This is a genomic window from Bacillus sp. C1, from assembly GCF_054570475.1.
The window spans coordinates 142987-159587 of sequence record NZ_JBTMZT010000007.1 but is presented as its reverse complement, the minus strand read 5'-3'; the positions used below and the strand labels follow the sequence as shown (position 1 = coordinate 159587).

The window sequence follows — 16601 nt, the reverse complement described above, 5'->3', positions numbered from 1 at the left end:
GGAAAGCCTTCATCAATCGGATACTAAAGCCAACTATGAAACGTTTTGATGTATATTCGTTTTAATAATTGAGTTAATATAGCGTATCCAGCTATAATTCCTATTACCCATAAAAAGTAACGAAATGGCAGTGGGGAAAACCCTAATATTTCACTGAAAGGTGAGAATGGCAAATACATGCCAACTATCATTATAATTGTTGTTAGTAATAGCACAGGAGAAGAGGCTGTACTTTGAATAAAGGGAATATGTTGCGTACGAATCATATGCACAATTAACGTTTGAGTAAGTAATCCGACTATAAACCATCCAGCCTGAAACAAGGAGTGTTCGGCGCTTGTATTTGCGCTAAAAACATTCCATAGCACACTAAAAGTTATTACATCGAATATACAACTTATTGGTCCGATACATAAGATGAAATTACGTAAGTCTTTCGTATCCCATTTTCTTGGTTTTTCTAGAAACTCTTTATCTACTGTGTCCCAAGGAATGGAGAGTTGGGATAAGTTGTATAATAAGTTCTGAACTAGTAGTTGAATTGGTAATAGGGGAACAAAAGGAATGAATATACTAGCTAATAATAAACTACATGCATTTCCAAAATTCGAACTTCCAGCCATTTTCATGTATTTTAGTATATTCCCAAATGTCTTTCGTCCTTCTATAATACCGATTTCTAATACATCTAGGTCTTTTTCAAGTAGCATCATATCAGAACATTCTTGAGCGATATTGTCTGCCGTTTTAACAGATATACCAATATCAGCTTCTTTTAGAGCTAAAACATCATTAATACCATCCCCTAAGAATCCGACTGTATGCCCATCTTGTTGTAATGTTTTAATAATACGGAGTTTTTGTGTAGGATTTAGTTTTGCAAAAGCAGTTGTTTTTCGGGCTAACTTTGCAAGCGCTCGTTCGGGCAAGCGGTCAATTTCATAGCCGAGTACGACTTCTCCTACATCAATACCTACTTTCTTGCAGATGTTTTTCGTAATACACTCATCATCCCCTGTTAAAATCTTTATAGCTACTCCCTTATCTTGTAGAGAGCGAAGTGAAGAAATGGCAGATTGTTTCGGAGGATTTAAGAACCCTAAAAATCCAACAAGCACCATATCAGATTCATCTTCAGTAGAATAGGCCTCAGATGTGTCCGTATTGCATTCTTTATACGCAACTGCAATGACCCTCAGCCCTTGTTCATATAAAAAATGAACAAGCTGGTTATTTTTATGCTGTATATGATTAGTAATAGGAACTACAGAATGGTTCAATTGTATATGGCTACAAATGGACAAAACTTCTTGAACAGATCCTTTACATACCATAAATTGTTTTCCAGATTGCTCTTTTACAATGCTAGAAGTACGGCGCCTTTTGAAGTCGAATGGAAAATCGATGACTTTTGAAAATTGAGAAGTATCGAGAGTTCTGTTTGCTTGTGTATATTGCAAGATAGCTTGGTCAATTTCATTCTTTGTTCCTGTTTGAAAATAGCTATTTAAATAGGCCAATCTGAAGACATGTTTAGATTGTTTCCCTTCATTATTTAAACAACGTACCAATTGCATATTCTCTTCCGTTAGAGTACCTGTTTTATCAGTACAAAGAATGTCCATTGCTCCAAGGTTGTAAATAGAGCTTAATTGTTTTATGATAACCTTCTTTTTACTCATATTTACAGCACCTTTTGCTAAATTAGCTGTTACAATCATTGGCAACATCTCTGGAGTGAGTCCAATGGCTATAGCTACCGCAAATAAAAAAGCTTCCTGCCAATCGCCCTTCATAACACCGTCTATTACCATAACAAAGGGAATCATAATAAGCATACATTGAATGAACAGCCAACTCACTTTACTGATTCCTTTGTCAAAACTAGTTTCAGAGGATATTTTTGCTCGAGTTTTTGTTAAAAAACCAAAAGATGTGTTAGCTCCTGTAGAAATAACAACTGCTTTTGCGAAGCCGTCCATAATATGTGTTCCCATAAAACAAAGGTTTTCTAATTCTATTAAGTTCCCTATGCTTCTTATTTTTCGCTTTTTATACGTGTAATAATATTTGTTGGACTTTTCGACGGGTATGACTTCACCAGTTATTGTTGATTGGTTCACTAGTAAATTTTTTGATGAAAGAATGCGAACATCAGCCGGAACAATATTGCCAGCAGAGAGAAAAATAATATCGCCTGGTACAAGTTTTTCAGGGGAAACTTGTACTTTCTCACTTTGTTCGGTTTGTCCTGTATTTGGTTGTTTAAATCGTTGTGTTTTTTCTCTTAATACAGTTACGGATGCAAGAGGTATTTCTTTTAACTTGTTTATCCATTTTTGTGCACGAAACTCTTGGATGAAGCGGATTATTGAACTTAAAATTACTATAATTGCTGCAATGGTCGCACTTTTTATGTCATTTGTAATAAAAGATATGATACCTATAGCAATTAGAATAAAAATAAAAGGATTTTTGAAGCAGATAAGAAAGCTCATATACCATGATTTTGTTTTTTCGTATATGATTTTATTGTTCCCATAAATATCGTTTCGTCTGCTTGCTTCTTGACATGAAAGTCCGTTTGGATTTGTTTTTAGCATAGATAAAGCAGAATGAGTATCACATTTAGCAAGTTCAACCATCATTTTGTGATTTTTGTTTAATACTTCTTTGTGATTTGAAGCATATCGTTGTATATGTTTCAATGTCATAACAACGGCCCCCTTACTCTATTTTTTATAACTTAAGATCGGAATTATTCATCAATATATAGTGAATGTTTGATTAATGCAGATTTTTCATTTTCTCACTTCGTTTTTTCTTCTTGCTGAATTTTGAAGTGGAGATGACGGTCTTTATTTTGTTTGTAATATAGATAATTGGAAGAGTTTCTTTATAAACTTTGTTTTACATAGGTAATGAATACTTACAGCTACTACAGATCCGAAGATTGCCCCAGCTAATACATCAAATGGGAAATGTACGCCAACCCAAATTCTTGAAAGAGCAATGAGAACGGCTGATACTAAAAGGATGAATCCTAAACGGTTATAATATAGCCATACTGTAACGGCAATAATAAATGCACTAGTAGCATGATCACTAGGAAAAGAAGAGTTTGCAGCGTGTTCAACAAGTTGATTTATATGCAAGTGAGAAACAAATGGTCTGTCTCTATAGAAGAAGAGTCCAATTATTCTATTTAGTGTAAAACCAAGGCTACATGCTAACATGGTTTGAAAGATTACGATTCGACTTTTTTGTTTATTGAATATCCAAAAAAATAAGAAAGCGATAATTAATATATACTGAGCGTATTCAGCAAAAAATATCATTATATAATCTAATACAATATTTTTATTTACTTGTTGATTAATACGTTCGAAAATTTCGTAGTCTACGTAGCGTGTTGAAAGTAACATTTTTTCCTCCATAAAGTAGTGAATTTGGGTTCTTACTATTTTACTTTATTGAAAATTGAGATATTTAAAAGTATTCCCATCGCCATTAAATTTGCTATTAATGAACTGCCACCAAAACTAATAAACGGAAGAGGTGTCCCTGTAAGAGGAAATAGCCCTGTAATTCCTCCTAAATTGACAATAGACTGTATGCCGATCATGCTCCCTATACCAATTGCTATAAAACTTCCAAATGGGTCTTTACATTGTTGTGAGATTTTAAAAGAACAAAGTACGATATTCAATAATCCGATTAAAATAATGAACACACCAATAAACCCAAGCTCTTCAGAAATAATAGCCATAATAAAGTCTGTATGAGGTTCTGGCAAATAACCATATTTTTGAATGCTATTCCCTAAGCCGCGACCACTTATTCCTCCAGAACCAATAGCAATGAATGAATTTACAAGTTGATATCCATTTCCTTGTACGTCATGAAATGGATTGAGGGCAGTTGTAATACGTGCCATTTGAACTTCTGATAGACCATATTTAATTAAAAAATATAAAGATGGTACCCATAAAATAGAGCTTAAAGAAAACCATTTTAGAACAGCGTTTATATTGATCCCAGAGCAAAGAAAGATACTCATTCCTATCGCTAATATGAGAAGAGCAGAGCCTAAATTTGGTTGCTTATAGATAAGGAAAAAGGTTGTAATGAGAAAGAAAATAATTTTTCCACTTCCATACCAAGCTGGTTTATGAAAGTGTTGGCGTATGGCGAAAAAACGAGCCATTACAATTATGGTTCCTAATTTTATGAATTCAGCTGGTTGTATTCCAAATATCCATGATTGTGCATTGTTAACAACCTTTCCTTTCCATAGAACTAAGAAAAGTAGCAAAATACCCCCTGTCACAATAATTACTGAGATGATGCGCTTTTTCCATATTCGAAAAGGAAGAGTCATACAAATGATCAATCCGGCAGTTCCTAAGAAAAACTTGGTTAACTGAGAACGAAAGAAATGATCACTGTTATAACCGTAATGTTGCACAGCAACGATAGAGCTCGCACTATAAAGCATGATGAGACCTATCGTACATATAATAAAAAGAGAGAGGAGTAATCGGTAATCGAGTAACTTTAATGTTTTTTTCATTTGTATCTATCTCTTTCTATATAGGATTAAAGGTTTTCCGCATAGTGTTAAATCCGATATCCTTATATTATGTTTTTAAGCATTATAAACAGGATATAAAAATAATGAATCAGTATTTTCTAGAGAAGGAAGAGAGAAATGTAAAGAAATCATTTCGTTATGCTGTAATGAAAATACTTCAACTAGAAACGAGGTATTGCGAAGCCTTCTGTTTATGTGAATAAGAGTATTTTTCTTCTCTTTTTTTGATAAACAGATCTATTACATTCTCAATTTGTTGAGAGTCAATTGTGAGCATCATATTTACAATAATATCTATCGGTTGTTTATCTAATAATTGTTGTGCTTTATCATTACATAAATTAGTAAGAATATAATATTGTGTTTTTCGGTTAAGATAACTTAAAATTTCAGCACTTTTTTCATTAGGCAAATAATTGATGAACCATAGTTGTTCTTGGTAAGAAAGATTTTTCATTTCGAGTGCAATATCATACGGCTGTTTTTTTAGAATTAATTTCATTTTTAGTCCCTCCTTATTTACATACCAAGTTCATATTTTTGAATTCATACAAATCACTGTGTAGTGCTGTTATTTGGGGGGATTTCACATTCTTATACAAAAATCCCCTCTAGTATTCAACTAGAGGGGATGAAAAAAGACATGACTAAATAAAACGTTACTCCCCTAGTCGAGCTTTGGCACTATACAACGTAAAGTAATGAAGAGTCATTACTTAGCTATCTTAAGAAGAGCCTTAATCCGACAATTCCTGTTCTACCCATTGGCATCTTTCGATATTTTTGGGCAATAGCCTGTGTTTGTATAGGAGCCTCACCTAACAGGTTTAGCTAATATGAACTTGTTGTTTCTTTCGTGTAGAAAGCATAATATATTATTTTTTAATTTGTCAAGTGCGAAATTGTGCTTTTTCATAGATTTGTAAAGTGTAACGTATTGGCTTAAATTTCAGTATCTAGACTTATGAAATAGACGAAGTGGTACTATAGATGAATTTTTTTTATGTAAACAGAAAAAAAGGAATCTAACAAAAGTTACAGCAGATTTTGAAGTGTATCGCTTATTTTTAGGTTGCATAGAAAGTGAAACTTTAATCAGAGGGGGGGCTTCATCCTTCTCTGATTAAAAGCCCTCACCAATCGGGCTTTTACGGACAGCCCGACCCTCACCTATCTTCCTTGCTTCTCTTTAAATCTTGAGGTGGGGGGGCTTACTGCCCGTTAAAGCGGGATAAACAGAAAACCAGAAAAATTATGATATGGAGATTATATTCAGAAAATCTTACAAATCGTATCTTTTTCTGCTTAGTTTACAATTACCGGTTGATTCTGCTTTTTTTTCGGTGTAGTCTATACCTGTATAAAGCTGATGTATGAACAGGTTCTTTTATTTCTCACATAAAAGGCTGGATCGGCACGAAAGAAGATTGTTAGCTTATGTATTAAAAATCGTATATTTCTTTGTTAGGTGAGGCTCCTGTATAGAGAAACGCTGCTGCCCAAAAATGTCGAGAGACGCCAATGGGTCAACAGGAACGGTCGAATTAAGGCCCTTCTTAATGTAGCTGGTTTCAAACCTATGCTATACAGTGCTAAAACTCAACGAGGAGGAAAGTACAGCATGCCTATTACCTATTAACAACGTATGTTAATTTGTTTCATTCGTTTTTTGTAGTATGCAGACCTTTGCTCATCGCTGAGTTAAAGGTCTTTTTTGTGTGAAAAAGTTCTCTCATATGCTTTATATGGTCAATTTTGTTAAGAGAGGATGTATGAGAATGAAAAAAAATTGGTTTTATCAAAATAAAATAAAGGTTATTTTGGGGACCTTATTTATTTTTCTGTTTTTGGGCGGAAGCTATATATATTCTCAATTCAATCATTTCAACAATAAAACATATCATGGATTAGAGAGGGGGCGGAAATCTGTAAAACGAATAAATGATATATCACCCTTAAAAAATAATATTTCTATTCTCATTATGGGGGAAGATAATAGTGAAACGAGAGAAGGGGAATATGGGGAAAAGGCTCGGACAGACGCATTATTGTTAGCTACTATAGATAAAAGCGATAGCTCAGTTAATCTAGTAAGTATTCCAAGAGATACGAAAGTGTATATACCGACTAAAGACAAAGCAGATAAAATTGCTCACGCCCATGCCTTTGGAGGGATCGATAGTACAGTAGATACGGTAGAGAAATTTTTAGATATACCGGTTGATTATTATATTAAATTCAATTTTGATTCATTCCTTAATCTTATCGATATAATTGGAGGTATCGATGTTGATGTTCCTGTTACTTTTACGGAACAAGACAGTAAAGATACTCCTGATGCTATTCATTTAAAGAAAGGATACCAACATTTAAACGGTGAACAGGCATTAGCATTAGTGAGAACGCGCCACATTGACAATGATTTTATGAGAGGTAAGCGTCAGCAATTAGTAATTGAAGCCATTGGGAAAAAGTTAGTGAACATAAAGTCTTTAGGAAAATTTGAGGAGATTTTAGATCAAGTTAGTCCACATGTAGCGACGAACCTTAGTACAATGGATTTACTTTCTATCGCAGGTACTATGATGGGAAAACCAGTAACAATTACGAAACAGCAAATTAAGTGTAATGATAATTATACGAATGGGATTTATTATGCTCAGCCTGATCCAAAAAGTGTTCGAGAAATTTCACAAACTTTAAAACAAGTTTTGGAGAAATGATAGATTTTATATATAAATACAAATTAAAAAACGAACATCAAACCATTCTTTTCAGATGGATGAGAGCATCCGGCCAGTTCCTTTTTTAGCCCCATCCTATGTGAAAACAGAAGGAGAAAACGAGTGAAGGTCTCTGTCTGTTCTTCATAACCATAATGTATCTGTTAGAAAATCAAATTGGATTTATATATTTGCTCTTTTAGTAGCATGAGAGTAAATCTATGAAATAAAAGCTAGTTGACAAATGTAAAAAATGACTGTATTTTTGAAAAAATAATAAATAGTCTTTGTTAGGTGAGGCTCCTGTATAGAGAAACGCTGCTGCCCAAAAATGTCGAGAGACGCCAATGGGTCAACAGGAACGGTCGGATTAAGGCCCTTCTTAATGTAGCTGGTTTCAAACCTATGCTGTACAGTGCTAAAACTCAACGAGGGAGAGGTATATAATTTGTTAGAACGGCATCTCTAAGGTAATAGAGATATGTTTCTAATGTTTGATTTGTATTGTAAAAAACCTTTACTCCTTTTTGAGTAAGGGTTTTTCTGTTTTGTTTAGGAAGTGCATGAAAAAAGTTGTGATATTTTTTGAGTGAAAAATAATATTAGAATAATTTATGGAATTCCTACCAATTTAGAACAAATCAAACCAATCCCTAGTAAAAATCGAGAGTCTCTCCTACTAATTTTAAGGAGGAATAAAAGTGAAAAACCGATTAAAAGAATTACTTACCACAAAAAATATTTTAATTGTAGAGGAGTTGTCATCTCATCCACCTTATGACATTGCACAAGAAATTAAAAAGTTTTCACGTGAAGGTCAGGTGCAATTAATAGATATGATTCCTGTTGTAAAAAGCTCTAAAATTCTTAAACATATGAATCCAGAGGAACAATATAAAATTTTAATTCATTTATCTGTAGAGAAAGCAAAAACATTACTGAATTCACAACCCATTGATGATCTTGTTGATTTATTTTTAGCGATTCATCCGAAACAAGATGAACGGTTAATGGCGTATTTGGATCAAGTTACACAACAAAAAGTAAAAGAGTTAATGATTTTTGGACCTGAAACAGCAGGAAGTCTTGTAACAAGTGATTACGTCTCAGCTCGGGAAAATTGGTCAGTAAAAACGACATTAGAACACATTAGAAAATGTGCGACTCATGTAGAATCTGTATCGTATATGTATGTTCTTGATAACTATGGTCATCTTAATGGAATTGTGTCTATACGTGAGTTATTAGTAGCAGTAGATACAGAAATCTTATTAAATATAATGACTCAAGATGTGATTTCAGTACATGCTGAAGTCGATCAACAAGAAGTGATAAAAAAGCTAACAGATTATAATTTATCTGCTTTGCCAGTAACAACAACCGATAATAAAATGATTGGCATTATAACGTTTGATGATGTAATGGATGTAATGGAAGAAGAGGCTACCGAGGATATTCAAAAGTTAGGTGGGAGCGGGCCGTTAAATCAATCTTATTTCGAAGCTTCTATTTGGAGTATTTTTTCTAAACGGATTCCTTGGTTATTGCTTCTTTTTGTAGCTGAAGCATATACAGGTACAGTGCTGAAGCATTTTGAAGATGAAATTGAAACGGTTGTTGCGCTTGCATTCTTCGTTCCATTATTAGTAGGTACTGGTGGAAATACAGGTACACAGATTGTAGCAACAATGATTCGTGCGATAGGGATTGGAGAAGTGAAATTTAAAGATATTTTCCGTGTGATGAAAAAAGAACTTTTGATAGGTACGCTATTAGGAGTTACACTCGGTATAGCTGGGTTTATTCGTGCAAATATACTAGGCGTAGGGACAGAGGTTGCGCAAGTGGTAGCAATTACGTTGGTATGTATTGTACTTTGGTCTTCTATGGTAGCATCTGTTTTACCGCTAGTTCTTAGAAAATTCAAATTGGATCCTGCTGTAGTTTCTGGACCATTTATTACGACATTTGTTGATGGGACTGGATTAGTAATTTACTTTATGGTTGCAAAAACGCTATTGAATCTATAAATAATGTCATAAAGTGAAACTTGAAGTGGTAGAGGTTTTCTGTATTTATTTCGTGTTTTTTCGGAATTATACTCTCTTTTAATGTAAGGATAGGAATTGAAGGAATTTAAATAAAACTACGGTATCTAATCTATGAAAAACCTCAACGATTTCTGATACAAACTCATTTATAGGAAGATCTCTTTTCTTAGGATTTTGTGTGCTAACTTAATTCTATCGAGAAAAGGTCTTTCTTTTTTATGTTTTTATTCATTTATAAAAAGTATTTTATGTCAGCATGTTCTTTAAAAGATATTCTAGTATAATGATATGTTATAAATATGGATAAATATTAAAAATATATTAGTTTATATATAGTCAGTAAGGGGTTGTTGAAGTATAATGTAGTGCGGAGTGTTGATAAACATTGTGAGCATCTTGTTAATACTAAAAATATATTTGAATTACAGTGCAAAGAATGGGGAGGGGAAAATTCGAGAAAAGGCTAAAGGATTCATTTTAGTAATTATGTATAGTATGAATACCACTGACATCAATGTTGTTACGATATGTAAAAGGAAGATTACTCTTTATAATAGCTAAGACATCAGATGAGCCAACATTAGTTTTTGCTAATATGTATAATAGGAATGCGTCTAACATTGATGTGGTTACGAGTATATATTACTTATATATTGGTAAGACATCAGGTGACTGAATGTGTTAATTACGAAATGAAGTATGGTAAAAATGATGCGAAGCGTATATTTCGTAATTAGCAACAATAGTATTCTTATTGCAACCTCGAACACATCCCACATAAATTTTCTGTTCAATTTTTGCACATTTCAAAACTATCTATTATTTATTCGAATAGATGAATATATCCAAAGTATATCATGAATTCAGCTTAATGAAAATCATTTTTTTCGTTTCTTTCGTTATTGCTAGGATGTATGGAAGTGCCATACATTATGGAACTCGTGGACTAAGTTTCTTACCAGACGAAAGACTGTTAATGGTTGTAGGGAAAGTTGATAATCCGCTGTTATCTGTTCTTGATAAGGATACACTGCTAAAGCTACACCTACACCGCTTGATCCGATTCAAGGGACCGGTTCTAAGGAAATATTGAACTTAGCATCCAGAATTACACCAGATTTTCTGACACTTGATCCGAAATTAGAGACTGTAAAAACAGCGAAGAACGTAGCAGGGAAACCAAATAATGAAGTCCGCGACATAATTGAATACATAATCCAAGCGAGAAATACAGTTACAAAGAGTATCATACATAATGTTACAGTTACCGATGTAAATCTAGCAGGCCTTGAATATGTTTCAGGGACAATTAAAGTAGACGGAACAACTGTGACAGATGCAGTGGGGTAAGAAAAAGCTCAATATATAAGTGGATCGGCGACAAGTAAATTTGGTGATGTAACAGATACAAATTAGCATACCGTTACATTTCAGGTGAAAATTATGTCATTTCAGCAGGAAACACAATCAAAAACATAGCACAAGTGTCTGGCGACAATGTACCACAAAAAAAGTCAAATGAAGGGGGGGATGCCGGTAACAGAGTCCTAAATTTGTTAATAATGTTTGGAGAGGAGGATATTCGTCAGTGAAAAAATATGTTGGTAAAACGTTGATACTGATGATATCAGTGCTATTGTTTCTTCAGCAATTCGCTATATCAGTAGTAGCTGCTACATCAGAAGTATCAAATCTGGAACTGAATTTTAAGGCGCTACAACAAGAAGTACTTTCTGGAAAAACAGCTGATTTTGAGTTAGATGTAAAAGTGACGGAATCACAAACAACACTAACGAACGGAAAAATGGTTGTGAACTTACCGAAACATGCTGACGTTTCAGTGGTCTATCCACAGATTCAGAATGGTGTTCCTGATAAAACTTTAACAATCGCAGGGGTTAGTCCCATTTATGATGCACAGCGAGGTACATTAACGTATACTTTTCCAGAACTAAAATCTGGACAAGTCTATAAGACTACTATTCAGGCAATTCCTGAATTAGAAAAAACACCTGTCAATGATAAAGATAAAAACATCAGAGAACTAGAATCAGATGTGAGTATGACGGTAGATCAATACAAGGATGCGTTGAATTCAGGAACGAAAACAACAAAGGTAATTTCAAATGAAGCTGTTAATGCTTCTAAAGCTGAAGAAGAAAAAGCAGCTCAAGAAGCTAAAGCTAAAGAAGAAAAAGTAATTCAAAAGTCTACAACGACATTGCAAACAGCAACTCAGAGGTTGGCAGCTACAGCAGGAACAGCAAATTTAGAGTTGTATTTAAACCCACTACAACAAGAAGTTCTTTCTGGAAAAACAGCTAATTTTGAGCTAGATGTAAAAGTGACGGGATCACAAACAACATTAACGAATGGCAAAATGGTTGTGAACTTACCGAAACATCCTGAAGTTCCAGTGATTTATCCGCAGATTCAAAATGGTGTTCCTGATGCAACTTTAACAATTGCAGGGGTTAGTCCAATTTATGATGCGAAGAACGGTACATTAACGTATACCTTTCCAGAACTAAAATCTGGGCAAGTCTATAAAACGATTATCCAGGCAATTCCTGAATTAGGAAAAACACCTGTCAGTGGTGCAACTCAAAACATCAGAGAACTAAAATCAGATGTAAGTATGACAGTAGATCAATATTCAGGTGCGTTGAATTCAGGAACGAAAACAACAAAGGTAATTTCAAATGGGGCTGTTAGTGTTTCTAAAACTTACACGAGTACAAAGAAATACCAAAATAATACGTGGAATGTAAGTGATGATGCGCCGGTTCAAGGAGATTTAGGTGGTTGGACTATTAAGGTTAACATTCCAAAAACAGACGCAGGACTTAGCTATATTCAAGAAAATAGTAAAATCCGCATTGTGGATCAATTACCTACAGGTCTTAATTTTGACCCGAATTTGCAAGAACCAGGTTTTTCAGGTGTATATAATGCAACAAATCGAACGATTACTTGGGAATTTAATGCGCCGACTTTTGCACAGCAAGACCAAGTAAGTATGAATGGGAATTTGTTTGAAAAAGAGTTAAAGCTTAATTTAAAATTTGACTCTAGTCTCAAAAATTACTCGACTATAACAAATACTGCCACTGCTACTTATCAGCCCTATAGTATTGGAAACATATCCCCTATTAGTACAGTAGGAAGTGGCGATATAATGATTGCAAGTGGTGGAGGGGAGACAACACCTGCAAATGGTGAATATTATTATGGGTATTATAGAGGGGCCCTAGATGGTATTGGGAATATCCAGGATAATGTTTCAGATTTAGATTATATACCAACTGTTACAGATGATGCGTATTTGCATTTTAAAAATGCCCTATCTATAGCGCCTTATCAAATGAACTACCGCATCAATTCTGGAACTTGGCAATCAGGAGATTATCCAGATAATTTTTTTAAACGAATAGTAAATTCAGGATATAAAAACTATACGATGGAATATACCGTTGATAGTAAATTAGATTTAATACAACTTCAATTCACGAAACCTTATGAGCAGTATATTACAACAGATCCAGTATCACCGCTTACACGAGTACCAGATACGTTTATTCAATTAAAAATAAATGGTGTATGGAAATCAGAATATCCTGTTCAATATCCAGTTTCAAATCAAATTAATACGCAAACAGATAAATTGGACGTAACGCAATTTGGTAAGGACGGTCATGTCGAAGCTTTTCGTGTCACTTATAGAAATGCTTCTGGTAAAATGCATGCTAAAGTGGATTCTTTTTATAATGTAAATCCAGGTGCTGTAGGACTGACAACCAATAGTGTGAAGTTTAATTATGAGTTAAATGATGGTGCAAAAGTAGAACTTAGACCTATTGCTAATGATCAATCGGCTCAGGGGGATCGTCATGTTAATATTGTCCAAACGACTAACTCAACACCAATTGTCCAAACTGCGATCCAATTTGTAGAAGGTGGAGATAAGCCGCTATCAGGATCGACTATTCAACGGGGAAATAATCGAATCAAAATTGAGTTCGAAAATACTTCGTCTTCTCAAGCGAATATTCAGGGGCCAATTGAATTGGTCGCGTTATTACCAAAAGGGGTCAATATATTAGCACAACCGAATGTGCTGTATAGCTCAAATTCGTCGAATCCAACTTATACAGTTTTAGGAGAAGTAAATGGTCAGCAACAAATTAAATTTACTTGGGATAATCGAAGGTTATTACCTAGTGAAAGCGTAACTGCGAGTTTTGATGTTGACGTAACTAGGCAGGCTTTATCAGATTTAAACATGGAAGTCTATGGTTTCTCAGAAAATCAGAAACTGCAAGTACCTAGTTCTCAGGGAAATACGATTACGCAATCTGTTTTACAAACGGATACAAGTGATTTAAACAAAAATGGAAACATAACCGAGCCACGTGTAAAGTCGGCAAATCAGTATTCACTTGTTAAAAACGATAACTTACAAATTGAGAAACTCGTAAAAGGTAGTTTAGACAATGAATTTTCATTGTTTGGGCATACGAATCCAAATGGAGATGTAACGTATCGTTTCAATTTAACGAATACAACGAATGAAATTATTGAGCAGTTTATGTTTTTAGATGTATTACCTTCAGTAGGAGATTTAGGTATAACAGATAATAAGGCGAGAGATAGTAAGTTTGAAACAACATTAAAAGGACCAATTAGTTTTACCAATACAAAATGGCAGGATAAAGTTACTGTTTATTACAGTAAATCTAAAAATCCAAAGCGTGATGATTTATATGCGACAGTAGATTATTCGATCGGTTCTACACCACAACCGAACCCAGCTGGTGCAGAGAATCCAAATTGGATGCTTGCAAATATGGTTACAGATTGGAATCAGATTCATAGTTTTAAAATTGTGATGAAAGAAGGCGTTGATTGGTTAGAAGGCCAAAATGTTCAATTTGACATACAGGCAAAAGCACCAGCTTTACCAGTTGATCCAGCACTTCTAGATGAAACGATTCCAGAAGTTAATCGTGCCGCATGGAATTCTTTTGCGGTGACGACGAACGGACTGCTAGCTGTAGAACCATTACGGGTAGGGGTTGCGATGAAAGCACTACCTGGATCGCTTGAACTTACAAAAGTAGACGATCAAACAGGAAAAGTTCTTTCAGGTGCAACGTTTGAACTTCGGAAATATGAATCAGGTAGTTCAACTCAGTATTCAGTAATAGCGAGTGGTACTACGGATGCATTAGGGAAACTTATATTTAAGGATCTCCCATTAGGTTCATATAAGCTTGTTGAAACGAAAGCACCAAATGATTATATGCTTTTAAGAGATCCGGTAGACGTTACTATTAAAACATCAGGCGAAGTGGTAAAACTAACAGTGAAAAACGCTAAGACGGGATGGGTAATACCAGCAACAGGCGGAAGCGGAACCATCTTGTTTTATGGCATGGGTGTATTGCTTATGATCATTGCGTTATTTCTATTTCTACGCAAGAAAAATAAAAATAAATAGATTCGAAAATTTATAGGGACAGTGAGGAGAAGCAAATGAAAAAGATTTTAAGTCTATTATTAATTTTTGTATTAACGTTCTCAACGTTGCCAAGTATGTTTGCAAATGCAGCAGCTCCAACGAAAGGGTCTTTAACGATCCACAAGTATGAACAAGAAAAAGGTGCAACAACAGGAGAAGCAACAGGGGAAGCAGGTCAAACTGTTACAGATGCAAAGGCATTACCAGGCGTAACATTTGAAATTAAGCAAATTGCTTCATTTAACAAAATTAATAGCGATGGAACAGTTGCAGCAGAATCTGTAACACCAGCAACAGGTACGCCAATTCAAGTAACAACAGATGCAAACGGGCAAGCGGTATTCCCAGATCTACCACTAGGTCGTTATGAAGTAAAAGAAATTGCTGGTCCACCACATGTTAATTTAAACACAAATACGTATACAGTTGACGTGCCAATGACAAGTAAAGATGGTGCTGCATTAAACTATGATGTACACATCTATCCAAAGAACGAAACAAAACGCGGTGCAGTAGAATTAACGAAAAAAGGTGCAGAAGGTAAAGTACTAGAAGGTGCAACATTCTCTATCTTTAAAGCAGATGGTACAGAAGTGAAAGCAGGTTTAGTAACAGGTGCTGACGGGAAAATTCGTGTAGACGGTTTAGAATATGGTGATTATTATTTCCTAGAAACAGCAGTACCAGCAGGATATGTATTAGACTCAACAAAACATGCATTCTCGATTAAAGAATCAGGTACAATTAACGCAGATGGTAGCATTACTTCTGGTGTTGTCGTACCAGTAGAAATCACAAACTATTTAGAGCCAACAATTGATAAAAAGATTAATACCGATTTAGAGTTTTTAGGGATTAATCCGTTAAAAGATTATAACTATGATATTAAAGCACTAATTCCAGAAGATATTAAAGACTACAAAAACTATGTTGTAACAGATAATGTAGATGATCGCTTAAACATTATCGGTACACCAGTTGTGAAAATTGATGGTGTAGTAGTAGATTCTAGCGTAGTAGAAGTAGTTGTAAATGGTCAACAAGTAACAGCGACAGTAAAAGATTTTTCAAAATTAGATGGTAAAAAAGAATTCTATTTACAAATCGTAGCGCAAATTAAAGAAGGCGTACCAGCAGGAACAGAAATCCCGAATACAGCAACAATTGACTTTACAAACAAAAACGATGTAACGGGTGAAAAGGAAACAAAACCAGTTATTGTTACACCAACAATTGGTAGCATTCAGTTAACAAAAGTAGATAGTGAAGATGGAAAAACATTAGCAGGTGCAGAGTTTGAATTACGCGATAAAGACGGTAACGTGGTAGTAGTAGAAGGACAACCAGTAAAAGGTGTATCAGATGCAAGTGGTCTAATTACATGGAATCATATCCCTTACGGAGATTACCAAATCGTTGAGACAAAAGCACCAACTTATACAAAAGAAGATGGTTCAACAGGATCTTACCAATTGTTAAGAGATCCAATCGACGTAACAATTAATGCAGATAAGCAAGAGATCAAATTAAACGTAGAAAATAATAAGAGCGGCTGGATCCTTCCATCAACAGGTGGTATGGGAACAATCCTATTCTCTGTAGTAGGTATCGCATTAATGGCTGCAGCAGCATTTATTTTCTTCAGAAGAAAAGCTGTAAATAACTAAATTGTTATAAAATCAAATAGGTAATAAATGAAAAGAGGAGAAGCA

9 protein-coding genes and 3 riboswitches are annotated in these 16601 nt (G+C 34.6%); of the genes, 5 read left to right on the top strand and 4 right to left on the bottom strand.

The window, feature by feature from the left end:
* Window positions 1–23: 23 nt before the first annotated feature.
* The 4 genes from mgtA to ACX5JI_RS18790 form a co-directional block, all read right to left on the bottom strand.
* Window positions 24–2708 (bottom strand): magnesium-translocating P-type ATPase, encoded by a 2685-nt coding sequence (gene mgtA / locus ACX5JI_RS18805; RefSeq protein WP_459502584.1) that lies wholly within the window; start codon window positions 2706–2708, stop codon window positions 24–26.
* Between the two features lie 150 nt (window positions 2709–2858).
* Window positions 2859–3425 carry an undecaprenyl-diphosphatase gene (locus tag ACX5JI_RS18800; protein ID WP_459502565.1) on the bottom strand — a complete coding sequence of 189 codons (567 nt, stop codon included), beginning with the start codon at window positions 3423–3425 and terminating at the stop codon, window positions 2859–2861.
* A gap of 35 nt (window positions 3426–3460) precedes the next feature.
* Window positions 3461–4573, bottom strand: coding sequence for an FtsW/RodA/SpoVE family cell cycle protein (locus tag ACX5JI_RS18795; protein WP_459502564.1), 1113 nt, complete (start codon window positions 4571–4573; stop codon window positions 3461–3463).
* A 178-nt stretch (window positions 4574–4751) separates the two neighbouring features.
* The gene (locus ACX5JI_RS18790; protein WP_459502563.1) at window positions 4752–5096 is read right to left on the bottom strand and encodes a magnesium transporter MgtE N-terminal domain-containing protein; all 345 of its coding nucleotides are present in this window, start codon (window positions 5094–5096) and stop codon (window positions 4752–4754) included.
* Between the two features lie 155 nt (window positions 5097–5251).
* A riboswitch (M-box (ykoK) riboswitch) is annotated at window positions 5252–5427 on the bottom strand.
* 620 nt (window positions 5428–6047) lie between these two features.
* Window positions 6048–6211, top strand: a riboswitch (M-box (ykoK) riboswitch).
* A gap of 161 nt (window positions 6212–6372) precedes the next feature.
* Here ACX5JI_RS18790 and ACX5JI_RS18785 point away from each other — a divergent pair.
* The 5 genes from ACX5JI_RS18785 to ACX5JI_RS18765 all read left to right on the top strand — a co-directional run bounded on the left by ACX5JI_RS18785 (window position 6373) and on the right by ACX5JI_RS18765 (window position 16556).
* Window positions 6373–7317, top strand: a complete 945-nt coding sequence (locus tag ACX5JI_RS18785) for an LCP family protein (protein WP_459502562.1) — start codon at window positions 6373–6375, stop codon at window positions 7315–7317.
* A 279-nt stretch (window positions 7318–7596) separates the two neighbouring features.
* Window positions 7597–7762, top strand: a riboswitch (M-box (ykoK) riboswitch).
* Window positions 7763–8018: 256 nt separating this feature from the next.
* Window positions 8019–9347, top strand: coding sequence for a magnesium transporter (mgtE, locus tag ACX5JI_RS18780; RefSeq protein WP_459502561.1), 1329 nt, complete (start codon window positions 8019–8021; stop codon window positions 9345–9347).
* A 1110-nt stretch (window positions 9348–10457) separates the two neighbouring features.
* Window positions 10458–10718, top strand: coding sequence for a hypothetical protein (locus ACX5JI_RS18775; protein ID WP_459502560.1), 261 nt, complete (start codon window positions 10458–10460; stop codon window positions 10716–10718).
* 238 nt (window positions 10719–10956) lie between these two features.
* Window positions 10957–14868, top strand: coding sequence for a SpaA isopeptide-forming pilin-related protein (locus ACX5JI_RS18770; RefSeq protein WP_459502559.1), 3912 nt, complete (start codon window positions 10957–10959; stop codon window positions 14866–14868).
* Between the two features lie 35 nt (window positions 14869–14903).
* Entirely contained in the window at window positions 14904–16556 is a 1653-nt protein-coding gene (locus ACX5JI_RS18765) for a SpaA isopeptide-forming pilin-related protein (protein WP_459502558.1), read from the top strand.
* Window positions 16557–16601 lie beyond the last annotated feature (45 nt).

Excerpts from the sequence above, each read along its gene's own strand:
- ACX5JI_RS18765 (WP_459502558.1), top strand. The coding sequence starts at position 14,904 with ATGAAAAAGATTTTAAGTCTATTATTAATTTTTGTATTAACGTTCTCA.
- ACX5JI_RS18790 (WP_459502563.1), bottom strand. The coding sequence starts at position 5,096 with ATGAAATTAATTCTAAAAAAACAGCCGTATGATATTGCACTCGAAATG.
- ACX5JI_RS18795 (WP_459502564.1), bottom strand. The coding sequence starts at position 4,573 with ATGAAAAAAACATTAAAGTTACTCGATTACCGATTACTCCTCTCTCTT.
- ACX5JI_RS18785 (WP_459502562.1), top strand. The coding sequence starts at position 6,373 with ATGAAAAAAAATTGGTTTTATCAAAATAAAATAAAGGTTATTTTGGGG.
- ACX5JI_RS18800 (WP_459502565.1), bottom strand. The coding sequence starts at position 3,425 with ATGTTACTTTCAACACGCTACGTAGACTACGAAATTTTCGAACGTATT.